The following is a 24456-nucleotide window of genomic DNA, read 5'->3' as shown; positions in this document are numbered from 1 at the left end:
GCCCGAGTTTAGCCGCTCTGCTGTGCGGACGCTGCCAGCGGGGGCTCCGCAGCTGCGCGCTCCTGCTCTTGGGCGGCTTGCAGCAACCAGCGCTGCACCGCCTGCCAATGCGCATCGCCGTACAGGCGCCTGAAGCGCTGCGTCTCCTCCAACTCCGCATTGCGCCAGACCGCCAGCCGCTGCGCGATGAAGTCGGCGCTCAAGGGGATGCCGCATTCGACGGTGATGCAGTGTCGCCACTGCGCGTAGGTTCGGGGAATCATCGCTGTCCTTTCCACATCTCAACAGCTGCCAACCCCGGTTCCCAGTGAACGCTTGAGAAAAATCAGCTTGGATGTGTTATGTTATAACATATCGAATCGTCAACACAGGTACCACCCAGCGCTGACCTGGGCATGCAGCCAGCCGCCCGAGCCAGCGCCAACCCCGCATTCCACGATGACTTCCACCACCCTCTCCTACCCACTGGCAACGACACGCCCAGCCAAACTCCCCGTCACCGTGCTCTCGGGATTCCTGGGTGCCGGTAAAACCACCCTCCTCAATCACATCCTGAACAACCGCGAAGGCCGGCGCGTGGCGGTCATCGTCAATGACATGTCCGAGGTCAATATCGATGCCGCCCTGGTGCGCCAGGGCGGGGCTGAGCTGTCGCGCACCGACGAGAAGCTGGTGGAGATGAGCAATGGCTGCATCTGCTGCACCCTGCGCGAGGACCTGCTGCTGGAAGTCAGCCGCCTGGCCAGCGAAGGCCGCTTTGATCAGCTGGTGATCGAATCCACCGGCATCTCCGAGCCCCTACCCGTCGCCGAGACCTTTACCTTTGCCGGCGAGGACGGCCGCAGCCTGGGCGATGTGGCGCAGTTGGACACCATGGTCGCCGTGGTCGATGCCTTCAACTTTCTGCGCGACTACAGCTCGCGCGACCATCTGCGGGCACGCGGCCAATCGCTGGGGGAGGAGGACCAGCGCACCGTGGTCGACCTGCTGGTCGAGCAGATCGAGTTCTGCGATGTGATCGTGCTCAACAAGGCCGACCTGGTGTCTGACGCAGAGCGCGCGCAGCTGATGGGCATCTTGCGGGGCCTGAACCGCCGCGCCCGCATTGAACTGGCCGTGTTTGGCCAGGTGCCGCTGCACAAGGTGCTGCAAACGGGCCTGTTCGATTTTGAGCAGGCGTCCCAGGCCCCCGGCTGGCTGCAGGAGCTGCGCGGCAGCCACCAGTCCGAGACGGAGGCCTATGGCATTGGCAGCTTTGTCTACCGCGCCCGCCGCCCCTTCCACCCTCAGCGCTTTTTTGCGCTGATCAACCAGGAATGGCCGGGGGTGGTGCGCTCCAAAGGCTTTTTCTGGCTGGCCAGCCACCCGACGTTGGCCGGCCAGTGGTCACAAGCCGGTGCGGTGGCGCGCCACAGCGCCGCCGGCTACTGGTGGGCCGCCGTGCCCGAAGAGCGCTGGCCGCAGGACGCAGAGGCGCTGGCCTTGATACGCCAAGCCTGGGACGACCGCGTAGGCGATGCCCGCCAGGAGCTGGTATTGATCGGCATGGACATGGACGAGCGGGCGCTGCGCGCGCAGCTGGACAGCTGCCTGCTGAGTGATGCAGAGATGGCGCAGGGGCCCGCGGTGTGGACGGGGTGGCGGCATTCGTTTGTGGATTGGCCCGACAGCAAGATCTAACAGGCACCCACAAGCGCGAAGACCCATGCAGCCTTACAGCGCCTTGTAAACCGCCAGGGTCTCCGCTGCGCAGCGCTGCCAGGAGTAGTTGGCCGCCCGCTCCAAGCCCTTGGCACTGGCATCGCGCAGCCATGCCTCGTCTCCAAGATGGCGTTGCAGACCGCGCAGAATGTCGTCCACGTCCAGCGGGTTGACCAGCGCCGCTGCGCCGCCCGCCACCTCGGGCATACAGGAGGCGTCCGAGGTCAGCACCGGCGTGCCGCTGGCCATGGCCTCCACGATCGGCAGGCCAAAGCCTTCATAGAGCGAAGGGTAGGCGAACAGGCGCGCGCCCGCATAGAGCATGGGCAGGTCGGCCTGGTCGACATAGGACAGGTAGTGCAGCCAGCCCTCGTTGGCCGCCTGCTCCATGCGGCGGTGTATGTCTTCGGATTTCCAGCCCTTGCCGCCTGCCAGCACCAGCGGGCAAGCCTTGCGCAAGGCTGGGTCCAGCTGCGCGTAGGCCTGCAGCAAGCGGCCGATATTCTTGCGTGGCTCGATGGTGCCCACATACAGCGCGTAGCTGCGCGGCTGCAGGCCATGCTTGGCCAGCACAGGGGCCAGTTCGGCATCGCTGCGCGGATGGTAGGCGGCATCCATGCCCAGGCCAATGGCTGTGACCTTGTCCGCCGACCAGCCAAAGTGCTGGATGAATTCCTGGCGCACCGTTTCCGTATCGGTGATCACATGCTCGGTGTGCTTGAGGCTGCTGCCAAAGGCCATGTTCATGAATTCCACCCGCGCCTGCGGGTGAAACTCGGGGTAGAACACATGCGAGAGGTCATGCACGGTATTGACCGTGCGGCCCGGGAAAGGCGGAACCAGGTAATTGGGCGAGTGAAAAATGGCCTGCCCTTCCCCGCGTACTCGCCAACGCGAAATGGCAGGCATCAGCGATTGGTACACCCGCACTGCTGCGCGGTTGGCCGATAAGGTGCTACGCAGACGCGTGAACAAGGTGGGCGCAGTGTTGGGGGTGGTTTGCACACCAGGCGCCGGGACGGTGGGACTTGGACTCTGTCCACCGAGCGCCGCCAACGGATCTGCCACCCAATGGCCATGTGAGAAGTAGCGCAAACGGTCTACATCAGGGTGCTGGCGCAGCTGGCTGGCCAGCTCATAGCTGTAGCGCCCAATGCCGGTCAACGGCGCATGGAGCGCATCAGCGCCCAAGATGATGTCTAAACCCATAACGATCCTTCAAGCCTGCAGCATCCAGCGCAGGGTGTCTTCCAGTTGGTAGCTGCGCCACTCACCGATGGCCTGCTCCAGCGCTGTGGTGTCGGCGCGCAGGATGCGCACCTCGTTGGCACGTACAAAGGCCGGATTCACCCGTACCTCCATGGTGTGACCGCTGATCTGCTGCACCTGCGCCAACACATCGCGCAGCGACCAGGTGCGGCCCGAGCCGACATTGAACACCCCGCCCACTGCCGTGCCCTGCGCCGCGCTATCCAGCAACCGAACATAGGCAGCGGCCACATCGCGCACATCAGAAAAATCGCGGTCCACATCCAGGTTGCCCAGCTCGATCACGTCGGCCTTGCGCAGCGCATGGTCCACGATCTTGGGGATCAGAAACTGCGGCGACTGGCCGAGGCCCGTGTAGTTGAACGGCCGCACCAGCACCACCGGCAGCTGTGGCAGCCACAGCCGCGCCATGTATTCCATCGCGAGCTTGCTCACGGCGTAGTCATTGGCAGGGTTGGCGGTAGTGCTCTCAGGCAAGGCGCCTTCATGGCTGTTGCCATAGATATTGGCACTGCTGGCCAGCAACACGCACTGCGGCTTGACGGGCAAGGTACTCAGGGCCTGCAGCAGGTGGCGCGTCCCCACCACATTGACGCGGTAGAAATCATCCGCCGAGCCGTGGCCTACAAAAGCAATTGCCGCCAAATGCACCACTGCCTGCGGCATGATCTGGTGAATGGCGCTTTGCAGCGCTGCTTCATCCAGTAAATCCGCCTGCAAGCACTGCGCTGCTGGAACCAGCCCAGCGTCATTGGGGACGGACTGATCCAGCGACCAGACATCCCAGCCAGCAGCGCGCAGCAAGGGCACCAGATGCTGACCGGTAAAACCTTGCGCACCTGTCAGCAGCACCCGTTTTTGCGCAGCTGCGCCCACGGCATTGGCAGCGATGTTCATCAGAACGAGAACCCGGCTTGGTTGCGGCGCAAATCGGCCTCGACCATCATCTGGCAGAGCTGCTCCAGGGAGGTATGCGGCTCCCAGCCCAGCTTGGACTTGGCCTTGGCGGGGTCGCCAATCAGCAGTTCCACCTCAGCTGGCCGGTAGAACTTGGGATTGACGCGCATCACCGTCTTGCCGGTGGCAGTGTCAATGGCGGTCTCATCCTCTGCCTTGCCTTCGAAATCCACATCCATGCCAGCGCCCTTGAAGGCCATGCGCACAAAGTCGCGCACGGTCTCGGTGCGGTTGGTGGCCAACACAAAGGTGTCGGGCTCATCGGCCTGCAGCATGCGCCACATGCCTTCCACATATTCCTTGGCAAAACCCCAATCGCGCCGGACATCAATATTGCCCAGCTCCATCACACCCTGCTTGCCCAACTTGATCTTGGCAACGCTGTCGGTGATCTTGCGCGTGACGAACTCGCGACCGCGCAATGGGCTTTCGTGGTTGAACAGAATGCCGCTGGCGCCAAAGATCCCGTAGCTCTCGCGGTAGTTCACCGTCATCCAGTGTGCATACAGCTTGGCGACGCCATAGGGGCTGCGCGGGTAGAAGGGCGTGTCTTCCTTCTGCGGCACCGCTTGCACCTTGCCAAACATCTCAGAGGTGCTCGCTTGGTAGAAGCGCACCTTGGGATTGACAATGCGAATCGCTTCCAGCAGGTTCACGGCCCCCAGACCGGTGATTTCTGCCGTGGTCACTGGTTGCTCGAACGACACACCGACAAAGCTCTGTGCCGCCAGGTTGTACACCTCGGTGGCTTCTGTGGTCTGCAGCAGGCGGATGCTGGACGACAGATCCGTCAAGTCGTACTCGACGAGATGCAGGTTCGGATGGTTCTGGATACCCAGCTCTTCAATGCGCCAGAAATTGACCGAGCTGGTGCGGCGGAAGGTCGCATAAACGGTATATCCCTTATTCAAAAGCAATTCAGCCAGATAAGCTCCGTCTTGACCTGTGATTCCTGTGATAATGGCTTTTTTTTGGTTCCCGTTAGACATTATTCAAACCTCACTTGCTTAACCGCGAATGAAATAATACGCTCGTCTCCATTGATACCGATGGCTTTAGGACTAGTAGGGTCTTTATAAGAAAACGTAATTCCTACTAACCTATCACGAGCGATTGCGGCTTTTTCAAACGGCGTAAGCTGCAGCGTAAATGCAGGACTATGGCCATCTAGCGCAATATCTCGAGCAGCAGCACCATTGACGCTTAGTTGAAATTGCAATACTGGACGAACAGCCGAGACTAACGGTGTTCCTGTGATTTCAATGGCATTGAAATCTGCAGAACCTAGAGGAAACTCCAGCAGCGACCGTCCCCCGCTCGACCATACGCCGCCTTCCCCAATCTCTCGGTCCCAGCCGTCGAACAAAGTTCTTATTCCTTCGGATTTCAAACTAGTCATCTGATATTCTGCTCCGCGCACTACAGGCTTTACAAAACTATCAGCACTGATTTCATGGGTCACAGGAAGTCCGTCTCGCTTCCAACCAGGGGCAATGACAACATAATCATCCACTGCACCTATGAAATCCTCATTAGGTTTAATACTTTTCAAGACCCGAGGAAGAATTTGGTTAGAAACAATATACAAAGTATCCTTGTGATAGCTTCCACTATCAATCATTTCAAGATTTGAATTATTGAGTTCATTCAACCTATCATAATTAACACGAGCCAGATATATTGAATCTGTTTTCATATGATAAGAATTGGCATAGGCGCCAAAAACCGACCACTCCGGTGTAACGTTACCAGCAGGCAAACGCCGGACAGCTTGATAGCGGCGCCCAGCAGTTTCCCAAAAGGAATCCTTCAATCCTAAATTCCAACCGCTAGACTGCGCACTAGCCACTTGCGCTTTCACAGGCAGCCAGCCGGCGCTGGTATCAAAAATCTGGAGTAATGCCGCAATCGAAAAAATGGCGATGCCAGATTTCCTGCTGTAACGAGCACCAACGACGAAACACACGACAAACAATAAGAAATACAAGGCAGGCCACACCAGCCGCCCTGCAGCACGAAACACAGAGGTGAATTTCGACAAAAATTCCGGTAGCGGAATTACAAAGGAATAGGAAGAAAAGCCAATATTATTGGTTATGGCATAAATGGTTAGAAGCAGAAGAACAGCTACTAAAAATCGATTTCCCGGCAGTTCACGCCATTTCAAGCCACCAAAAGCGACAGAAAAACCTGCAGCCAATATCAGAAAAATATATCCAAGACCAAGGTACGCAAAGCCTTCACCATCACCTGGACCGCCTGGAAAGTCTTTGATGAGGCGCGACCAGCCATTGGGGTCAATAGGTGATATCAGATTGAATCGATATAAGCCGTAAGGGTTTCCTGCCGCACTGACGCCCCCACCAACGCTAAAATATCCCACCTGCCAGCAGAAAAATACGGCGGTACCCAAGACAAAGATGGACTCGAGAAAAAGCTTTTTACGTGGGGTACTGTTCTGAAATCCTCTGCGCAACAGGTCGGAGAACCACAATGCTAGCAGCATCAACAAAATATAGGCATTGATACAAGCTGCACAAGCAATGATGATCAACCAGAATGCTTGGAATCGCTCATGCTTACGAATACATATAAGCAAAGCAGCCAAAATAAGAAAATGTGCCATCAACGGAAGATGGCCCAATGCCCGGCTTAAGAATGGCAGCTGAAATAGAAACAGCACCGTCACACAGCCTCGGATCCAAAAGACATTGGTAACAAGTGATGCCAATCTCCAGCCCAGTACCCCCTGCAGCAAAAAACATCCCAGCAGCCATATTCCATGGTATTGGAATATGGTTGGTAGAACTGCATCGAACGCCTTTAAAGGAATGGCAAGCAACGGAATAGTATCCGTCATGAAAATACTACCCGCAATATCCATTCCATAATAGGGATTGGCACTGATTGGATACTGCCAAGGTGATCTTCTAAAGAAATCCCAACCTAAAAAATAAGTACGTGTGTCCTCATGAATGCCTAGCCAACCAATATTGGCAGGATCAACAATATTAACAGGGATAACCAATAAAAAGGCGACCAGACCTAAAATGAGCCCGGTCAGCCACCCTCCATGCTGGCGAAATAAATTTTTTATCATTTCACCTTCCAGCCGAACACTATACCCTTGATCATCTTCAAACCTAGCTTCAAAGCTACCAGATTATCGATATTACCGCCTTTGCTCTCTCCGATGCGTTTATGGAAAGTTATCGGCACTTCAATCAATCGCAAATCATCTGTTAAAGCGTTATCAATGAAGTATGGATTGAATTCAAGATTTACCTTTGGATCAAGCTTAGGCAACAGCTCAGCAAGCGCAGTGGTCCGACACAGTTTATAAGTCGTACCCACATCGGTCAACGTCGCTTTTCCAAGGTGCTTGATTTCCAGAAGTTTGCCGACAAACAGGTTTCCGTAGAACATAAAGGTACTCAACTGGGTATCTTTTGCTCTCAGCTGCTCAACAGTCCGGGTTCCCACAACGATGTCTGCGTGGGGCATATATGCGAGCAACTTATCTATGTCGTATGCGCGGAAAGTCATATCACCCTCGCACAGCACGACCAACTCTGTATCTTGAAATTTTGCGCCTTCGCTCAAGGCGCGATAGACGCACGCACCATACCCCTGCAATGTTTCATTGTAGGCAATAGCACCTGCATCGATAGCCGCTCCAAGCGTATTATCTTTGCTATTGTTACTAATAACAATGACTCTAGCAGTCAGTGGATGTGACAAAAAATCTTTGACAGCTTCCCCGATGCTCAATTCATCATTGTAGGCCGTCAATACGACGGTCACCTTATGATTATTGATTGGATCATTTTTAATATAATCATTTACCCGCTTTTTAGGATAAAGTACAAATAAATCCACCAAGATCAACACGAGACCCAGGAGTATGGGAAAGCCAGAATACCACACCAGACTTTCATTGAACAAATGAAGCCCGACATTATCCGGAAATATCAATCGCCGAGGAATGGCGAGCAGCACCCCACCCGCATACATGACAAGGCCTATAATAATAAGCACCACGCCGTAAAGCGCAAGTTTTTCGCGCTTCATTTTTACACCTTTCGGAATACGCCGAGCATTTGCTTAGCCATCGGTCGTAACGGAAAATCCAAATACAATTTGGTCAGCATATATGTTTTCGGCAGTCGAGACTTCAACGAAAACGGCACGAATTTCTTTTCCATGGCATTGGTTTTAAAACCATTGGCCGAGAAGAAGTCTTGCAAGGACTGGTGGCTGAATACTTTTTTATGCGTATAGTCATCGAAATACTCCCGATACGCATAGTAATAGTTAGGCTGCATAGTAATCATCAGCCCACCCACCTTGAGAACACGATGGAACTCTTTCGCCGCCCGTTCAAGCTCATTGTCATCAAGGTGTTCCAGCAGATTACTGCTAAAAATAAGATCAAGTGAGCCGCTCTCAACAGCCTCAAGTTTATCTGCCGTGCTGTTGATGAATTTAATACCAGGGGCAAGATAATTAGCAGCATCTGGATTCAGGTCAACTGCAAATTTATTGGGACACTTCAGGTTGTTAATAAAATCGCCATATCCACATCCCAAATCCAAAGCAGCATTTGGCTCCTTCAAGTATTTCTTACTGATGTAGTCGACAATAGCACACCACACTTTAGTCCGACCTGGATCAGGCGTGTACCGGGTTTCATAGTAATTGCTCACGATTTACTTTCAGTAGTTTTATCAGGTACGGGCCACAAGAACGATGCCAACCAAGATCACGGCAATTCCGACCCAACGGGCCAGAGGCACAGCTTCATTGAGCATTGGCATGGCCAACAAGGGTGTCGTTACATAGACCAATGCGAACAGGGGTTGCAGGAATGTGATATCTACACGCTTCAGCATATAGATCCAAATGACAACAGGGATAAAGTAGCAAAATGCTCCGAAATACAAACGCCACTGCATCAAGGCTTGCATGATTGCCGTGGCGGCACTGCCACTGTGGTCAACATGTATAGCGCCGAGTTTTAAAAAAATGCCACCTAGTGAACTTAAAAAGACCCCTACGACGAGCAGCGCCCAATCAAGTAAACGCATATACCACCTCTATTTAAAATTGTTTGTATTTATCTACTAAAAATTTACCTGCTTTTGCAGAACCGTTTATATTAAGGTGATGAAAATCCCTATAGAAAATTTCACCTTCTCCCGTCATGTGACATACCTTACCATCGCAAAATGCGCCGCTGAGGTCAACCACAGTTGCACCATGGCGAGCTGCTATACTCTGAATAAACCCCTTATAGGAGTTTAGTTCAGCTTGATAAGGTGCGGCAGGCATGGAGCAGTCACCTTGTGCCCAATTTATCCAGCGATCACCTTTACAAACACTGGGTTCGAATGGAAAACTTGGTGTATCCAGTGCAATAACTACTTTTTTATTATTTTTGATAAGAAAATCAACAGTTGCATCAAGTTCTTTTTCGAAATCAACGCCTGGCTTGAGTAAGTCTATTCGTCCGCGCCAACGCGCAGAGATGATCACAGTAGATGCACTTTTCAAACCTGCCGCATACTCTATAAGGTATTTTGCCTCAGGATTTGAAAGAAAAGGCATCTCTCCCTTTGTCAAGAAGGTCACATTTTTATTATCCAATGCACTTGCTACGCCAATGAATAGATGTTCTGCATGACTATCCCCGAGCAAGACTACATCAATGTCCGGACCGGGCTTTGATTGTGCGCATCGAACAAAGCTCTCCCATCTGTCTGCCTTCTTCTCGATTTGTGGGTCAGTGCAGGGGAAGTAGTCGTTGGCAACATACTCATGGAATTTCGTATGACCAAGGTCTCCTCTGAAATTCTGCAAATTGGCATATTTTCTCGATGCAACGCCGTCATTTCGGTAGATAACATATCCTGCAGTACCAACCAGAATGACAGCGACCAAAAGAATAATCGATTTGCTCTTGCTCTCTATACTCCGTAGTGGTTTCTCTATACAACGATAGGTGAGAAAAGCCAGCACAAATGAAATCAATAGCAATACTGTTTGCCACAAATAACTAGGTTGTAGGCCACCGACTACCTTTGGAAACACCAATAATGGCCAGTGCCATAGATACAGAGGATAGCTGATTAAACCTATGAATACAACTGGCTTACTAGAAAGCAGTTTTCCATTTATCCAAGACTGAGGTCCTGCGGCAATAAGCATCACAGTTCCGAACACTGGAAATATGGTTTTCCATCCGGGGAAGTTGTTTTTCTCAATTACCAGAAATCCAACCACCAGTAGGCAAAGACCTAAAAAGGCAAAAATATTCGATCTTTGCACACTTGGCATTTGATTGCGGCTGTACGTGTACCATGCAAGCAAGGCGCCGCATAGCAACTCCCATGCCCGCGCAGCAGGATTGTAGAAAGCCGCACTCAGGTCAACCTTAGCCAAGCTAATGCAATAAGCGAATGAGACAATCGCAATGATTAAAATAACAGGAAAAATATATTTCTTATTAACTTTAAAAATAAGCAACAGGAGAGGCGGCCACAACAAGTAAAATTGTTCTTCGATAGCCAAACTCCATAAATGGAGCAAGGGCTTAGTCTCAGACGCGTTATCGAAGTAATTAATTTCGCTCCAAAGTATGAAGTTTGATAAAAATGCGGAGCCGCTCGCAACATGCTTGCCCAGTTGCGCATATTCATGCTGGAGCAACCCAAACCAACCAACGCACATCGAAAAAATCAGCACCGCCAAAAGTGCTGGAAATATTCTATTGATACGCCGTTGATAAAAATCAATAAACGAAAAACTGCCTTGACCTATGCTTTTATACAGAATTCCTGATATTAAATATCCAGATATGACAAAAAATACATCAACGCCAATGAATCCCGAATGCAAAATTCCAGGAAATGCATGAAATATTAATACTGAGACGATCGCGATTGCTCGCAAACCATCTATATCAGCTCGGTAATAATTTTTATTCAAGCTAGAACTCTATCTTTATTGGAATAATTATGTAGCCGCAAGATCTGTCTATCAGGACAGATTTATCGCTTCAAAGAGATTTTCTGAGCTTTGCTTCCAAGTCAGCCATGGCATATTCTTGGATTGTGGTGCCAGACCCTTTGAATTCAGTTCGAGCCATGTCAGCAGTGCTTGCTTCAACGCATCGGTTTGCTTCCCATCGAAATAATGTGCATGCTCACCCGCTACTTCGCGGAACACTGGTATATCTCTGGCAACTATAGGCAGCTGTCGCTGAGCGGCTTCAATCAGTGGTAGTCCGAATCCTTCGCCAAAGGATGCAGCAATAAGGCAGTCTGCGCGTTTATACACCTCATCCAGGAATTCATCGCTGATGCCTTCCAACCAAAACAGCCTTTTGCCTCGCTGAGGGTGCTCCTGCAAACGCTTGGCAAGAACGTCCACATCCCAACCTTGCTTGCCAACTATCACTAAATTTATATCGTGGCCCACTCTCCACAGTTCTTCAACGGCATCCAGACCCTGCTCATGGCCTTTACGCGGCTCAAGGGTTCCCACCATGAGAAAAGTGATCCTTGCAGACAACTGCGTAAGCGTGGTGCTGGAATTTGCAGGTCTGCCTGTAGATGGGACAGAGCTTTGTATGTCTGCCCCCAAATGGAAGTGTCTGACCCGAGGGGTCGCAGCAGACGCGGATGTCTGAAGCCAAGCTTTCAACGAACCTGCAGTGGCTTGTGACACGCAGACTATTCCATCACCACGAGCTGCTACGCGCAGCCATTGGGCATGGTTCGCGGCGGCGCCGTCTGGGAAGTACTGCGGCATGGTAATCGGCAACAGGTCATGAACCAAGAAATGTATGGCCACGCCGTTATCACGCATCCGCTGGTAAAACGGCGCTTGGAACACCTGCACTTGTGGCTGCATGTCCAGTGCGATGAAGATATCTCCAACGCCATAGTCGATCACCGCATCCTGTGCATCTTGCAGCTGGCCTCTGAACTGCTGGACGAAGCGATCCGCGTAGCAGTACCCCAGCTTCTTATCCGTTGCATAAACAGCGCGCACCTCATAGCCTGCAGGCGGATTGCTGAGCCATTCATGAAGGATGCTGCGCACCACCCGCTGGATGCCCGTTCTGGCATCTTTGACGATCAACTCTGAAACATCCACCAGTAACTGCGGCTGCGCATTTTGCTGGTTGCTCGCCACTGCTTGCGACAGCGCAAACAGGTCAACGCTCGCATCAGGCTGCGCGAGCAGCTGTGCCACGGCTGGTAACAGTTGTGAGGAGGTCGAATTACCTGCGCTACTTACCGGTGAAGACCCAGCCAGACTTTCAAAGGCCGTCCATGCCGTTTTGGCCGATTTGTCCCAGGAAAAGCTCGCTGCCTGGGTCAAAGCGTGGGTTTTCAGTGCCTGGTAAAAGTCAGTGTCAGTCAGCGCTGCTGCCATCTTTTGCGCAATTGCCTCAGGCTGGTGCGGATCAAACATCGCGCGTTCCCAACCAATCACTTCCGGCACGCTGGTGGTGTTGGCTCCCAGCGTCGGCGCGCCGCAGGCCATCGCCTCCAATGCCGGCAGCCCAAAGCCTTCGTGCCATGAGGGGAAGACATACAGCGCACATTGGTTGTATAGCTGCACCAGGTCATCGTCACTGAGGCGACCGGTAATGACGACCTCGTCTGAGCCCAGATTGCAGGCCTGAATATGTGCTTCGAGCTGCTGACGATGTTCATCTGGAAGACCGCCGCCAAGCACCAACTGGTAAGCGCTGCGGAGTTCCTTTGGCAGCAACGCGAACGCTTCAATCAGACCACGGTGGTTTTTGCGCTCGTCGGTTGCGCCTGTGTACAGAATGTATTTTTTTTCAATCTTCAACCGCTTTTCCAAGCTTTGCGTTTGGGCCTTGGAGTAACTCACAGGGCGAAAAACATCGTCCACAGAAGAAGAAATATTGACGGCTCGCTCGCTAGGAATGGCGAAGTGCTGGACAGCTTCATCTCGCGCCGATGCTGACACAGACACAATCAAATCCGCGTGCTGCAGCTGGCCAGCTTGTCGCAGGTAATACTGTTCGTAAGCGGGATTGGGTGAGAGATAGATTTCACGATGAATCAGCGGGATGGCATCGTGGAATGTGACGGCGACAAAGGCGGAGTGGCTGCGCGGCCAAATATCGGGCACGGCATCATCTCCGAAGCCATCAAACAGGCTCCCCACATGCAGCACGTCGGGCTGGATCTCGCGGATCACGTCGTCCCGCAGCAACTGGGCGATGGCTCTGCGGGTTCCGTTGGCATCTTCGCTGGCATCAACGGGTGCGATGGCTTGCCACACCCGGATATGCGATGCTGGCAGCCATGGTGCAAATAAGTCACGAATCGGACGGATGGACTCTTGCAGCATGCCATTAAGCAAAATGAACACTTCATGGGTGCCCTTGTTGCGCGCCATGGCAAGCGCGTGGGCCAATGTCGAGCGTCCAATACCTCGGTGGCGACTGGCGGACTGAGCGCCCTGAAGATCAATCAAAATTCGCATGTCAGCTCTTTAACTTTGCAATCTCTTGAACCAAGCTGGCATGGATGGCCTGGGCACGGGGAGAAATATCAGCAATGGATGCGGGTGCGTCCGTCTTTTCCTCGGACCAATGTACTTCCGGCGACCATCCATTTTGAATTGCTGCGCTGCGCAGCCTTTGATGCAATCCAGGAAATTTCAGGATGACTCTATTGATCTTGTCGCTGAGCTCTGGGTACTGCAACACCTTTGCCATAGTGTACGAGCCTGGCGATCTTAAGAAACTGACTGCCCCTCGCAGGGGCGCAGTGATACGCCAAGAAATGCTCCTACGCAGATCTGCATTTTCTTGTAAAGCTGCAGCTAGGTTTCGATTTAGATTTCCTATTTCACTGCGAATGGCATCAATCTCCTTGCGCAGTTGGTGCTCAGCACGGTTGATTTCTGCGCGTAGCTGATGATCTGCATTTACGGTGTCTGCGCGCAAATGATCTACAGCTTTCCTAGTCTCATGGTGCGCCGACATGAAATCATCCAACCGATGATCAAAACGATTCGCGAGATTGTGCAGATCAACGCCTCTGCGCTTGGAAAAGACCTCAGAGAAGAGATTTAAAATTTCGGCAGACGCAGATTTTTGGGCTACCACTGCGTAATCTGGGCTCACAGCTGTCAGCACATCCGTAAGCTTGATATCTTCTCGTGTGTGGATGTCAGATTTTTCTTGTAGGCGCACGGTTGCAACACGCGCGAAACCATGAAATTCAGGCAAGAAGCCCAGCAACATAGGCGTCACAGGTCGTTGGTGCGTCGGATCCAGATAGAAATTTCTTGTCGCGACTTCGATGTTCTCTGGATTGGGTGTCTCCATAATCAAAAGACCGCCCGGTTTCAGAACACGTAAAGCCTCAAACACCAGCGTTTGCAGCTGCTCAAACTCTATATGTTCGACCACATGGAAAGCAGATATGACAGCTTGGGATTGATCCTCCAAACTTTGCAGGTACGTGATCGCATCGCCCTTGGCGACAGATAGCCCCAGCTCTTGGCATGCGCTCAACATACCTGCATCCAAATCAACACCAAAGGGCTTGAAGCCTTGTGCCTGCATGAGTTCAAGCCACTCTCCACGCCCGCAACCCAGGTCAAAGGTTGCTGCACCCGGATAGATCTTCGCCAACTCCGAAATATAGGGCAGGTACTGCATCCGCAATGTCTTAATGACACTGCGTGGAGCATAAAACCGCTCCTCAAACGCCCGATAAAATCCCGACAAATTCATCGCTTGCATTCCAATTTGGGAGGGAGCCAATTGCTGCCTATAAAAGAATCCCGATTGACATTGATGACATTGAACATCAACGCCAAATCACGCCATTCATAGTTCGTTCCAAGATGGGTGTCTGCCACATGGAGCGCAGTAGATACCGAATACGAGCCTGCACCAAAGTTTGCAGGAAAGGAAATGCGCAATTCAATTTTTTCGCCTTTTCGTACCTGCTTGATCTCATGACGCATATGGTAGGTATTGGTGCCGAAGATCTCCTGACCCAGGCGGTCCTTGATCAGATAACCAAATACCAGGTCGGGGATATCTTCGTAGCACTCAATCTCTGCGATCAGGGTGACGGACTCACCCACATTCACCACTTCCAGCGACTCTCCTGCAGCGTTGAGCAACTGCAGCGTGGTGACACGCACCTCTCCAGAGCCGGACACAGTTTGGACCCGGCCATCGCCAAGCACTTTGACGTCTATCGATGAGTTCTCGCGCTCGGCAATCAGCGCGTTGTAGTAGTCCATCACTTCTTCTGGCTTGCCATCCAGGCGCACCAAGCCTTTTTCCAGCAGAATGGCGCGGTCGCACAGACTCTGGATGGCACTGCGGTCGTGCGACACGATCAACAACGACGTGCCTTGCTCTCTGAACTGCCGAATTCGGTCAAAGCTTTTGTGCTGGAAATAGGCATCACCCACCGAAAGCGCTTCGTCCACGATCAACAGATCGGGCCTTATGGCCGTTGCCACGCTGAACGCCAGCCGCATCTGCATTCCGCTTGAATACAGACGCACAGGGCGATCTATGTACTCGCCAATTTCAGCAAATTCCTCAATGCTGGCTATGCGCTCACTGATCTCGGACACGCTAAGTCCGAGCAATTGGCCTGCCATATATACATTTTGCCGGCCGGTAAAATCGGGGTGGAACCCCATGCCCAATTCCAGCAAGGCTGCTACGCGCCCACCCCTTTGCACACCGCCTGCCGTAGGCTGTGTGGTGCCGGTGATGATCTTGAGCAAGGTGCTTTTACCGGCGCCATTGACACCGATGATGCCCACGGCCTCACCAGGCTTCACGGTGAAATCGATATCCTTCAGAACCCAGGTTTTTTCGTGCGTGACCCTACCCGTCAACCACTCCCAAATGCGCAGCCATTTATTAGGGTAATGCTTATAGGCCTTGCCAATGTGGCTTACGGTCAAAGCATTTGTCATAACTCATCCACCATTTCTCCGACCCGCATCGAAAAAAACCGGGCGGCCATCATCAATAGGATGATGCTAGCCACCGCCAAAGGCCATAGTGGCCGGGCTGCAGGCCACTGGTGTGTCAGAAAAATCTGCTGGTACGATTGAATCAGCGCAGTTAAAGGGTTCAGCGCAAAAATATTTCTTATTTTTTCTGGCAAAGCACCCATGGTGTAAACAATGGGCGTGAGCCAAAACCAGAACTGCAGTACAACGCCCGTCAGCTGCCCGACGTCACGAAAAAAAACATTCAACGTCCCCAGCAATACACCCAAGCCCATCGCAAACGCTACCTGCAAGAGCAGCAATGGAAAAATAGCCAACAATGGCATTCCAGGCCAATAACCAATGAGTGCCAAGAAAATCAAATAAACCGCCATCACAATGGCAAAGTTGAGGAAGGCCGACAGCACGACAATGATCGGCAAACAAATGCGTGGGAAATTCGATTTCTTGATCAGATTCCCGTTGTCGATGAACACACCATTCAGACGCGACACCACCTCAGAAAAGAAATTCCAAGTGATCATCCCCGCACACAGATAGATGGGGAATGCAAAAGGCGTCTTTTCATAACCAGGCAAGGTCGGACGCATCAGTTGGCCCATCACCAAGGTGTAGATCAGGATCATGGCCAAGGGATTGGCCACTGCCCAGAACGCGCCAAACAGTGACTCGCGGTACTTGCCATGGAACTCGCGCATCACGCTGCTCCAAACAAAGCCCCGGTACGCCCACAACGAGCGCATCATCGTGAAACCCGGCAAACTCATTTGCCACTCACAGTGTCTGGCGCGCGTCCGTAGGTGTCTTCAAAACGCACGATGTCGTCCTCACCCAGATAGCTGCCCGACTGCACCTCGATAATCTCCAGCGGCACCTTGCCAGGGTTGGCCAGGCGGTGGACATGGCCCAGCGGAATAAACGTGGATTCGTTTTCACCGAGCAGGAAGATCTGATCCCCGTTCGTTACTTCGGCTGTTCCCTTGACCACAATCCAGTGCTCGGCACGGTGGTGGTGCATCTGCAGGCTCAGCTGTGCACCCGGATTGACGACGATGCGCTTGACCTGGAAGCGGCTGCCGCTGTCGATGCTGTCGTACCAACCCCATGGGCGGTGCACCTTGCGGTGGGCTGAGGCCATGCTGCGGTTCTGGGCCTTGAGCTGGGCCACCACTTTCTTCACATCCTGGGTGCGCGATTTATCGGCAACAAGCACCGCATCGGCCGTCTCCACCACCACCACGTTGTCCAGGCCTACCGCTGCGATCAGGCGGCTTTCCGAGAACAGCAGGCTGTTTCTGGTATCAATGGCCAGGGTTTCGCCAGTGCCGGCATTGCCTTGTCCGTCACGTGGCAGCACGTCCCAGAGCGCATCCCAGGCACCCAGATCAGACCAGCCGGCATCGAGCGGTACCACGCGTGCGGGTACGCCCAACTCAGGGCGAACCGGCAACTTCTCCATCACTGCGTAGTCGATGGAATCTGCGGGGCAGGCGCCAAACAGCTCGCCATGGGGGCGGATAAAGTCCATATCGCGGCTGCTCTGCGCCATGGCCTGCTCACAGGCTTGCAGCATCGCTGGCTGCAGGGCGGCCATGGCCTTGAGCCACTGGTCGGCACGCACCATGAACAAACCACTGTTCCACAGGTACTGGCCGCTGCGCAGATACTGCTCAGCGACCTCCAGCGAAGGTTTTTCTGCGAAGCTCTCGATCGCAAAGGCGCCGTGGCCATCGGCAGCGCCCTTTTGGATATAGCCATAGCCCGTCTCGGGGCGGTCGGCCACAATGCCAAAGGTGACCATCGCGCCTTCGCTGGCCAGCGGCCAGGCCGCTTCCACAGCACGGTGCAATTGCTCGGGGCGCGTCATCACATGGTCGGCGGGCATCGCCAGCAATACCGCATCGGCTTCGGCCGCCAAGGCAGCCAAGGTCAGCGCAGGCGCTGTATTCCTACCCGCGGGCTCCAACACCAGCTTGGCATCGGCAATGCCTTGTTCCTGCAGTTGCTGCGCGGCCAAAAAACGGTGGTCCGCATTGCAGACCAGCACGGGGCTGGTTTGCGCGATGCTGGGGTGTACGCCATGCAGGCGCACCGCCGTGTTCTGCAGCATGGACTGGCCATCGTCCTGCAAGCTCAAAAATTGCTTGGGATAGTGCTCGCGCGACAAAGGCCACAGGCGGGTTCCACTGCCACCACACAGAATGACGGGCGTTAGTTTTGGCATTCGAATCAATCTCGATAAATAAGGAGTTGCAGCGGCGCTTTAGCGCTTGTCGTTGGAAACCTGCTGGTTCTTCAGCTGCAGCAGCGCCAAACTTTGGTTGAGGCGCCGCACCTGCCGCTCGATGCGGGTGTTGACCATGTCCGCATGCAACGCCTTGATGAACAAGACGCCAACGGCGCAGACCAGCAGCAAGGTCGGTGAATAACGGATGCCCAGGCCATCGGCAAAGTGGTCGAGCATGCGCGGCCACACGCCGAGCAGCACGGCCAGCAGCGCGACGGCCATCCAGAAAAGGCCCAGGCGCAAATACAGCCTGTCACCCCGGATCAGAAACAGAATCACAGCGGCAAAAAGCACGCCCAGGACTGTGGTTGTAATTTGATAATTGGCCATTCCAACCTTGATTCACAGGGACATGGCATGAGGCCAAGATAAGGCCAAAGCGAAGCATGTCCCTTTGCGGCGTGTTTACTGCCAGAAACAGAAAATTCTTTTACCCCGTTCAAATAGCTTATTTGAACAGCCGCATGATTCTACTGTGCATGGCCGCAACGGATTGCTGCCAAATGTCACTACAAGCCCTTTGCACAGTGGACAAACACCTCCACCTTCCCCCTGACTGCCACCTGGGTTTCGGTGACTACCGCATAAAACCCCAGTACCCGCCGCCACGGCCAATCCATGCCACACTTGCCGCCTATGTCTAATTCCGAATGGGCCCGCAACGCTGTTTCCGCCTTCGATCGCATGGTCAATGCCGAGGGCGGCTTTCGCTCGCGCCCCGGCCAGCGGCTGATGGCCGAAAAAGTAGCGGAGACCTTTGCTGCAGCGCAGCTGGGTAAGCTCGAAGAAGACGAGGAGCCGCAACGCGCCATTGCGGTGATCCAGGCCGGCACGGGGGTCGGCAAATCGCTGGCCTATGCGGTGCCAGCGATTGCGATGGCGCTGGAGCGCGGCACCCGGGTGCTGATCTCGACAGCCACCGTGGCGCTGCAGGAGCAGCTGGTGAACAAGGATTTGCCGGCACTGGCCCAGCAGATGGACCAGTCTTTCAAATACGCGCTGGCCAAGGGCCGGGGCCGCTATGTCTGCAAGCTCAAGCTGGAGCGCCTGGCCAGTGTGGCCCAGGGCGATGGCACGGACGGCGGCGAGCCCATCGACGACGATTTCTTTCCTGAAGAAGCCGCGCAGGCACGCCAATCGCAACGCAGCCCGCAAGAGAATGCCGCGCGCCTGCAGTTCTACACCAGCATGGCCGATGCGCTGACCACGCGGGGCTGGGATGGCGACCGCGACAGCCTGGACACCCCGCCCGAGCCCGAGGTCTGGAGCCCGGTCGCTGCCGAAGGCAGTTCCTGCACCGGCAAGCACTGCCCGGTGTTTGGCAGCTGCACCTATTACGAAAAGCGCAAGGACCTGGTCCAGGCCCAGGTGCTGGTGGCCAACCATGATCTGCTGCTGTCCACCTTGGGCGCACGCCTGCTGCCCGAGCTGGACAACTGCCTGCTGATCCTCGACGAGGCCCACCACCTGCCCGGCACCGCGCTGTCGCAGTTCGCCTGCGAGATGAACCTGAGCCAGCTCACCTGGATCGACAAGCTCGCCAGCCGCGCGCAGCGCGTAGGCGGGTTGGTGGAGGTCAGCGAGATTGCCGACATCCCGCGCCATTCCGCCCAACTGCGCCAGCATTTGCAGGATTGCGCAAGGCTGCTGATGGACGAGTACGGCGAAGGCATGCGCCAGCAGCTGCAATCGGGCGGCCGGGGCCCTGCCCGCGTGCGCCTGCCGCGTGGCGAATTGCCCCCTGCGCTGGTCGAGCCGCTGGCCCAGGCCGCGCACCACGCCAGCGCCTTCCTGGATGTGCTGCAGGCCATCTCCAAGGCCTTGCGCTCGCAGATGCGCGACCGGCCCGATGAGGCCAAGCGCCTGTCCACCCTGTATGCCCAGGTAGGCAGCCTGGCCCCGCGCCTGGAAGCCGTGCACGACACCACCCAGCTGCTGCTGCAGGATGCGCCCCAGGGCAGTGTGCCGGCGGCCAAGTGGTTCACCTTGGACGTCGTGGGCGATTTTGTCGCCATCAAGGCCTATGCCAGCCCGGTGATCCCCGGCTCCACGTTGCGCCACCATCTCTGGAGCCAGGTGCGCGGCGCGGTGCTCACGTCGGCCACGCTCACCAGCGGCGGCCAGTTCGATTTCTTCTTGCGCGAATCGGGCCTGTACAACGATACGGCCGTCTCCACCCTGGAAGTCGCCAGCCCCTTCAACTACGCCGAGCAAGGCAGTCTGGTCGTCACCGAGACCCAGGCCGACCCGCGCACGCCCCAGCAGTTCACCAGCGAGATGGTGGATGCGCTGCTCGAAGACCTGGCCCAGGTGCAATCGGGCGGCCTGGTGCTGTTCACCTCGCGCGAGCAGATGCGCCTGGCGGTTGATGCGCTGCCCACCGCGATGCGCCAGCACGTGCTGGTGCAAAACACCTTGCCGCGCAGCCAGCTGCTGCACCAGCACCGCGAGCGCGTGGCCGCCGGCCTGCCCAGCATCATCTTTGGCATGCAAAGCTTTGGCGAGGGGCTGGACCTGCCCGGCGCGCTGTGTGAATCGCTGTTCATCACCAAGCTGCCGTTTGCGCCGCCCGATGACCCCGTCGACGAGGCCCGCGCCGAGTGGCTGAAGAACTCGGGCCGCGATCCGTTCAGCGAGATCGTGGTGCCCGCCACCGCCATCCGCCTGGCCCAGTGGGTGGGCCGCGCGATCCGCACCGAGGTGGACCAGGCCCATGTCTACTGCTACGACAAGCGCCTGGTGCGTACCGGCTATGGCCAGCGGCTGCTGGCCAGCCTGCCGCCCTTTACCTTGCACCGCCGCATGGCCAACGCCTAACGCTGCTTGGCAGGTGCCTCGCCCGGGCTGCGCAAATGCACGCCCTCCAGCGAGGGGGGCACCAGCGCTGGCAAGGGCGAGGCGACGGGTGCCCCGAAGCCTTCGCCGTTCTGCCAGTCGCGCAAAAAGCCTTCGATCTCTTCCTGGCTCTGGCCGACAAAGTTCCACCAGATCATCACGCCGCCTTCATAGGGCGTGCCGCCCAGCAGAATGCAGCGGCTGCCGGCGCCGCATTGCAGATCCAGGCTCGTCTGACCATCGGGCAGGTAGACCAGCTCATTGCCGGGGGCCGGCTCGCCATTGACCTGCAGATCGCCGTACAGGCAGAGCACCGCATACTCAAAATCGGGCCGCAGTGCCAGGGTAGCGCTCGTGGCCTGCGCCGCCTCCATATCGACGGCCACCAGCGGGCTGTGCACCTCCGTCGGCGCCTGCTGGCCCAGCCAGTCACCGGCCAGCACCGTCATCTGGATGCCCTGCTGCTGCAGCCGGGGCAACTGCGGGTAATGCTGGAAGCGCGGCGGCATAAAGCGCTGGTCCTTGGGCAGCGCAATCCACAGCTGCACCGCATGAAAGTCCGGCTTGCCCAGGCTCTCTTCCGAATGCGCAATGCCCTTGCCAGCGGTCATCAGGTTGACCTGGCCGGGGCGAATCGGCTGCTCGCTGCCCAGACTGTCGCGGTGCAGGATCTCGCCCTCGATCATCCAGGTGAAGGTCTGCAGACAGGTGTGCGGGTGCGGCCCCACCTGCATGCCGGGCCCGCTCTCAAAGTGCGAAGGGCCCGCGTGGTCCAGAAAACACCAGGCGCCCACCATGCGCCGCCCGCGCTGCGGCAGTGCACGCAACACCGTAACACCACCTACATCGGCCACCCGTCCAGGGTAGTGCCGCAATGCCTTGTTATCCATCTTCCATCTCCTTGATCAGCGCCTGCTGCCGGCTCGCGCAGATTCCGCCGAAACACGCCTACACATGATTGCCTTGGCAGTATGGTACAAACAAGTGGTGAGGCAGTTGTGACCAGAGAGGGCATGGCTGCCACATTCAACGTGTTAGCGCCAAGATTGCGTGGCGCGACGACAGGCTCTCAGAGATTCGCTCTGGCAGCCGGTGCAACTCTCAGATTTGCCAGGTCGTGCTGGCGGTTTTCATCATTGCGGCTTTGCAGCCCCGGCTGCAAAGCTGGAATTCGGTGCCCCCTCATGGAAAGGAGACAACCAATGACGACTCAACACTCCCACAACTACCCCGAGAACTTCAAGGCTCGCGTGGTAGGCATTGTTCAGCACCGTATCGGAGACGGTCAGCTGGAAACCATTCCCACCCCCATGGAAGTGGATGTCTCGACGGCCATTGCCAGCTTTGTGCTGTCCTGGACCATCGAAGGCCAACCCGTGACCGTCTCGCTGGCCAAGCCGGACTTTGACTACCACGTGGACCACCGCAACATTGTGGTGCAGTAAACCGCCTTGACGCTGTTGACACGCCGCCATGCCTCCTGTTGGAGCCATGCGCCGTTTCAACGGTTGACGGCTGTCATGGCACTGTGAAGTGCGTTCCCCGCATGCCTGCAAGGGCGTGCTTTATTCCGGGTGTCCGGCCCGCCCGCGCATGCATTGGCATGCTCAAGCCAGCGTCGTGACCACCCTCACCTCCCCCACCAGCAATTTGTGCACCGGGCAGGCTTCTGCAATCTGCTTGAGCCGGCTGCGCTGCTCCTCGCTCAAATCACCTTCCAGGTGAATGCTGCGCACGATGTCGTTGCCCGAAGCGGCGCCGCCATCGGGATTCAGCGCCAGTTCCACCTTCACGCCGGTCAATGGCCAGGCCTTGCGCTGTGCGTACATCTGCACCGTGATCGTCGTGCAGGCACCCAGGGCCGACAGCAGCAGCTGCATGGGGCTGGGCGCCGTATCACCGCCGCCAACGGCCTGCGGCTCATCGCCATGCCATGCATGGCCTTGGGGGTTGTGCAGATCCACGCGGTAGTTGCTGGTTGTGCTCTGTGCCTGGGCTTGTGCCTGCTGCGCCATATCGCTATATCTCCTTGGTTCGATACGGCAATATAGGCTTTTCTGCCAAACCGCGGTTGCAAACGGGCACAAAAAAACCAGCACCGTTGCCAGTGCTGGTTTTGTGTGTCTTATGCTCCGGGCCTAAACCCGGGCACAGAGCGCGCCAGGCGCTTACTTGGAGGTAACGACGCGCACCATCTCCAGGCACTTGTTCGAATAGCCCCACTCGTTGTCGTACCAGGAGACGACCTTCACAAAGGTCTTGTCCAGCGCAATACCGGCTTCGGCGTCGAACACCGAGGTGCAGGTCTCGCCACGGAAGTCGGTGGCCACCACCTTGTCTTCGGTGTAACCCAGCACGCCCTTGAGCGCGCCTTGCGACTGGGCCTTCATCTCGGCGCAGATCTCTTCGTAGGTCGCTTCGCTGTTCAGCTCCACGGTCAGGTCGACCACGGACACATCCGAGGTGGGCACGCGGAAGGACATGCCGGTCAGCTTCTTGTTCAGCTCAGGGATCACCACGCCCACGGCCTTGGCAGCGCCGGTGCTCGAGGGGATGATGTTTTCCAGAATGCCACGGCCGCCGCGCCAGTCCTTGTTCGACGGGCCGTCCACGGTCTTTTGCGTCGCAGTCGCTGCGTGCACCGTGGTCATCAGGCCGCGCTTGATGCCCCACTTGTCGTTCAGCACCTTGGCCACAGGTGCCAGGCAGTTGGTGGTGCAGGATGCGTTGGAGATGATGGCTTGACCGGCATAGGTCTTGCAGTTCACGCCAAACACGAACATGGGGGTGTCGTCCTTCGATGGGGCCGACAGAATCACCTTCTTGGCGCCCGCATCGATGTGCTTTTGTGCCGTTTCCTTGGTCAGGAACAGGCCGGTGGACTCGATCACCACGTCGGCGCCGACTTCGTTCCACTTCAGGTTGGCAGGGTCGCGCTCTTGCGTCAGGCGGATCTTCTTGCCGTTGACGATCAAGGTGTTGCCTTCGACAGCAATCGTGCCCTGGAAGCGGCCGTGCACGCTGTCGTACTGCAGCATGTAGGCCAGGTAGTCAGGCTCGAGCAGGTCGTTGATCGCAACGATCTCGATATCGGAAAAATTCTGCACCGCAGAGCGCAGCACATTGCGGCCGATACGGCCAAAGCCGTTGATGCCTACCTTGATTGCCATAGTGATCTCCAAGTAATGAAATGCCGCATGCCCTCCGGCCTGGGTCACGCTTGCTGCCGCAAGCGCCGCTTTACCGGACTGGCCAGACCCGCAAGCCCGCGGCCCCGGGCACCCAGGATGGCGGTGCAGGGGCGGGGCGGTCTGATTTTGCCGCGTATTGTAGAGAACACTGGCTGGGCCATGGAATAGTGG

The 24456-nt window shown here is 55.8% G+C and carries 21 protein-coding genes; 3 read left to right on the top strand and 18 right to left on the bottom strand.

From position 1 onward, the window contains the following. Positions 1-8 precede the first annotated feature (8 nt). Positions 9-263 (bottom strand): hypothetical protein, encoded by a 255-nt coding sequence (locus ACHWUQ_RS08185; protein WP_369460276.1) that lies wholly within the window; start codon positions 261-263, stop codon positions 9-11. Between the two features lie 175 nt (positions 264-438). Between ACHWUQ_RS08185 and zigA the strand changes: the two genes are divergently transcribed. After that, positions 439-1680, top strand: coding sequence for a zinc metallochaperone GTPase ZigA (gene zigA, locus ACHWUQ_RS08180; RefSeq protein WP_394680845.1), 1242 nt, complete (start codon positions 439-441; stop codon positions 1678-1680). A gap of 33 nt (positions 1681-1713) precedes the next feature. On the opposite strand, the gene ACHWUQ_RS08175 is transcribed toward zigA, so the two are convergent. The 14 genes from ACHWUQ_RS08175 to ACHWUQ_RS08110 are packed head-to-tail and all read right to left on the bottom strand — an operon-like array spanning position 1714 to position 18589. Further along, positions 1714-2910, bottom strand: a complete 1197-nt coding sequence (locus ACHWUQ_RS08175; protein ID WP_394680844.1) for a glycosyltransferase family 4 protein — start codon at positions 2908-2910, stop codon at positions 1714-1716. Positions 2911-2919: 9 nt separating this feature from the next. Continuing rightward, a complete protein-coding gene (locus tag ACHWUQ_RS08170; RefSeq protein WP_394680843.1) occupies positions 2920-3867 on the bottom strand; it encodes an NAD-dependent epimerase/dehydratase family protein in 948 nt (315 codons plus the stop codon). Then, complete coding sequence (gene gmd / locus ACHWUQ_RS08165; RefSeq protein ID WP_394680842.1) at positions 3867-4916, bottom strand: GDP-mannose 4,6-dehydratase; 1050 nt, start codon at positions 4914-4916, stop codon at positions 3867-3869. The genes ACHWUQ_RS08170 and gmd overlap by 1 nt, the downstream gene beginning before the upstream one ends. Next, positions 4916-7027 carry a DUF6311 domain-containing protein gene (locus ACHWUQ_RS08160; protein WP_394680841.1) on the bottom strand — a complete coding sequence of 704 codons (2112 nt, stop codon included), beginning with the start codon at positions 7025-7027 and terminating at the stop codon, positions 4916-4918. Before ACHWUQ_RS08160 ends, gmd begins: the two co-directional genes overlap by 1 nt. Beyond that, positions 7024-7998: a glycosyltransferase gene (locus ACHWUQ_RS08155; RefSeq protein ID WP_394680840.1), complete on the bottom strand. Its 975-nt coding sequence runs from the start codon at positions 7996-7998 to the stop codon at positions 7024-7026. Before ACHWUQ_RS08155 ends, ACHWUQ_RS08160 begins: the two co-directional genes overlap by 4 nt. Positions 7999-8000: 2 nt before the next feature. Further along, positions 8001-8633, bottom strand: a complete 633-nt coding sequence (locus tag ACHWUQ_RS08150) for a class I SAM-dependent methyltransferase (RefSeq protein WP_312453590.1) — start codon at positions 8631-8633, stop codon at positions 8001-8003. 21 nt (positions 8634-8654) lie between these two features. After that, a complete protein-coding gene (locus ACHWUQ_RS08145) occupies positions 8655-9014 on the bottom strand; it encodes an EamA family transporter (RefSeq protein ID WP_312453581.1) in 360 nt (119 codons plus the stop codon). Between the two features lie 13 nt (positions 9015-9027). Continuing rightward, a complete protein-coding gene (locus ACHWUQ_RS08140) occupies positions 9028-10914 on the bottom strand; it encodes an acyltransferase family protein (protein ID WP_394680839.1) in 1887 nt (628 codons plus the stop codon). A gap of 51 nt (positions 10915-10965) precedes the next feature. After that, positions 10966-13458 (bottom strand): glycosyltransferase family 4 protein, encoded by a 2493-nt coding sequence (locus ACHWUQ_RS08135; protein WP_394680838.1) that lies wholly within the window; start codon positions 13456-13458, stop codon positions 10966-10968. 1 nt (position 13459) lies between these two features. Beyond that, positions 13460-14719, bottom strand: a complete 1260-nt coding sequence (locus tag ACHWUQ_RS08130; protein WP_394680837.1) for a class I SAM-dependent methyltransferase — start codon at positions 14717-14719, stop codon at positions 13460-13462. Then, the gene (locus ACHWUQ_RS08125) at positions 14716-15933 is read right to left on the bottom strand and encodes an ABC transporter ATP-binding protein (RefSeq protein WP_313332382.1); all 1218 of its coding nucleotides are present in this window, start codon (positions 15931-15933) and stop codon (positions 14716-14718) included. The genes ACHWUQ_RS08130 and ACHWUQ_RS08125 overlap by 4 nt, the downstream gene beginning before the upstream one ends. Further along, positions 15930-16739: an ABC transporter permease gene (locus tag ACHWUQ_RS08120; RefSeq protein WP_394680836.1), complete on the bottom strand. Its 810-nt coding sequence runs from the start codon at positions 16737-16739 to the stop codon at positions 15930-15932. Before ACHWUQ_RS08120 ends, ACHWUQ_RS08125 begins: the two co-directional genes overlap by 4 nt. Beyond that, positions 16736-18196, bottom strand: a complete 1461-nt coding sequence (locus ACHWUQ_RS08115; RefSeq protein ID WP_313332385.1) for a mannose-1-phosphate guanylyltransferase/mannose-6-phosphate isomerase — start codon at positions 18194-18196, stop codon at positions 16736-16738. The genes ACHWUQ_RS08120 and ACHWUQ_RS08115 overlap by 4 nt, the downstream gene beginning before the upstream one ends. Before the next feature lie 39 nt (positions 18197-18235). Then, positions 18236-18589: a DUF2304 domain-containing protein gene (locus ACHWUQ_RS08110; protein ID WP_239809976.1), complete on the bottom strand. Its 354-nt coding sequence runs from the start codon at positions 18587-18589 to the stop codon at positions 18236-18238. 306 nt (positions 18590-18895) lie between these two features. Here ACHWUQ_RS08110 and dinG point away from each other — a divergent pair, with 306 nt between their 5' ends. Further along, entirely contained in the window at positions 18896-21076 is a 2181-nt protein-coding gene (gene dinG, locus ACHWUQ_RS08105; RefSeq protein ID WP_394680835.1) for an ATP-dependent DNA helicase DinG, read from the top strand. Here dinG and ACHWUQ_RS08100 read toward each other — a convergent pair. Next, positions 21073-21984, bottom strand: coding sequence for a pirin family protein (locus ACHWUQ_RS08100; protein ID WP_394680834.1), 912 nt, complete (start codon positions 21982-21984; stop codon positions 21073-21075). The two genes, dinG and ACHWUQ_RS08100, sit on opposite strands and share 4 nt — an antisense overlap. A gap of 312 nt (positions 21985-22296) precedes the next feature. Here ACHWUQ_RS08100 and ACHWUQ_RS08095 point away from each other — a divergent pair, with 312 nt between their 5' ends. After that, a complete protein-coding gene (locus tag ACHWUQ_RS08095; RefSeq protein ID WP_239809979.1) occupies positions 22297-22539 on the top strand; it encodes a hypothetical protein in 243 nt (80 codons plus the stop codon). Between the two features lie 162 nt (positions 22540-22701). On the opposite strand, the gene ACHWUQ_RS08090 is transcribed toward ACHWUQ_RS08095, so the two are convergent. Further along, complete coding sequence (locus tag ACHWUQ_RS08090; RefSeq protein WP_394680833.1) at positions 22702-23109, bottom strand: OsmC family protein; 408 nt, start codon at positions 23107-23109, stop codon at positions 22702-22704. 153 nt (positions 23110-23262) lie between these two features. Beyond that, positions 23263-24264, bottom strand: coding sequence for a type I glyceraldehyde-3-phosphate dehydrogenase (gene gap / locus ACHWUQ_RS08085; protein ID WP_239809981.1), 1002 nt, complete (start codon positions 24262-24264; stop codon positions 23263-23265). Positions 24265-24456: the final 192 nt, after the last annotated feature.

The organism is uncultured Comamonas sp., assembly GCF_964277875.1.
Lineage (GTDB): Bacteria > Pseudomonadota > Gammaproteobacteria > Burkholderiales > Burkholderiaceae_C > Comamonas > Comamonas sediminis.
The sequence above is the reverse complement of the archived record's forward strand: the minus strand, read 5'-3'. Positions and strand labels throughout refer to the sequence as shown.

Coding starts and splice junctions, on each gene's coding strand:
- ACHWUQ_RS08185 (WP_369460276.1), bottom strand. CDS start 263: ATGATTCCCCGAACCTACGCGCAGTGGCGACACTGCATCACCGTCGAA.
- zigA (WP_394680845.1), top strand. CDS start 439: ATGACTTCCACCACCCTCTCCTACCCACTGGCAACGACACGCCCAGCC.
- ACHWUQ_RS08175 (WP_394680844.1), bottom strand. CDS start 2,910: ATGGGTTTAGACATCATCTTGGGCGCTGATGCGCTCCATGCGCCGTTG.
- ACHWUQ_RS08170 (WP_394680843.1), bottom strand. CDS start 3,867: ATGAACATCGCTGCCAATGCCGTGGGCGCAGCTGCGCAAAAACGGGTG.
- gmd (WP_394680842.1), bottom strand. CDS start 4,916: ATGTCTAACGGGAACCAAAAAAAAGCCATTATCACAGGAATCACAGGT.
- ACHWUQ_RS08160 (WP_394680841.1), bottom strand. CDS start 7,027: ATGATAAAAAATTTATTTCGCCAGCATGGAGGGTGGCTGACCGGGCTC.
- ACHWUQ_RS08155 (WP_394680840.1), bottom strand. CDS start 7,998: ATGAAGCGCGAAAAACTTGCGCTTTACGGCGTGGTGCTTATTATTATA.
- ACHWUQ_RS08145 (WP_312453581.1), bottom strand. CDS start 9,014: ATGCGTTTACTTGATTGGGCGCTGCTCGTCGTAGGGGTCTTTTTAAGT.
- ACHWUQ_RS08135 (WP_394680838.1), bottom strand. CDS start 13,458: ATGCGAATTTTGATTGATCTTCAGGGCGCTCAGTCCGCCAGTCGCCAC.
- ACHWUQ_RS08130 (WP_394680837.1), bottom strand. CDS start 14,719: ATGAATTTGTCGGGATTTTATCGGGCGTTTGAGGAGCGGTTTTATGCT.
- ACHWUQ_RS08125 (WP_313332382.1), bottom strand. CDS start 15,933: ATGACAAATGCTTTGACCGTAAGCCACATTGGCAAGGCCTATAAGCAT.
- ACHWUQ_RS08120 (WP_394680836.1), bottom strand. CDS start 16,739: ATGAGTTTGCCGGGTTTCACGATGATGCGCTCGTTGTGGGCGTACCGG.
- ACHWUQ_RS08115 (WP_313332385.1), bottom strand. CDS start 18,196: ATGCCAAAACTAACGCCCGTCATTCTGTGTGGTGGCAGTGGAACCCGC.
- ACHWUQ_RS08110 (WP_239809976.1), bottom strand. CDS start 18,589: ATGGCCAATTATCAAATTACAACCACAGTCCTGGGCGTGCTTTTTGCC.
- dinG (WP_394680835.1), top strand. CDS start 18,896: ATGTCTAATTCCGAATGGGCCCGCAACGCTGTTTCCGCCTTCGATCGC.
- ACHWUQ_RS08100 (WP_394680834.1), bottom strand. CDS start 21,984: ATGGATAACAAGGCATTGCGGCACTACCCTGGACGGGTGGCCGATGTA.
- ACHWUQ_RS08095 (WP_239809979.1), top strand. CDS start 22,297: ATGACGACTCAACACTCCCACAACTACCCCGAGAACTTCAAGGCTCGC.
- ACHWUQ_RS08090 (WP_394680833.1), bottom strand. CDS start 23,109: ATGGCGCAGCAGGCACAAGCCCAGGCACAGAGCACAACCAGCAACTAC.
- gap (WP_239809981.1), bottom strand. CDS start 24,264: ATGGCAATCAAGGTAGGCATCAACGGCTTTGGCCGTATCGGCCGCAAT.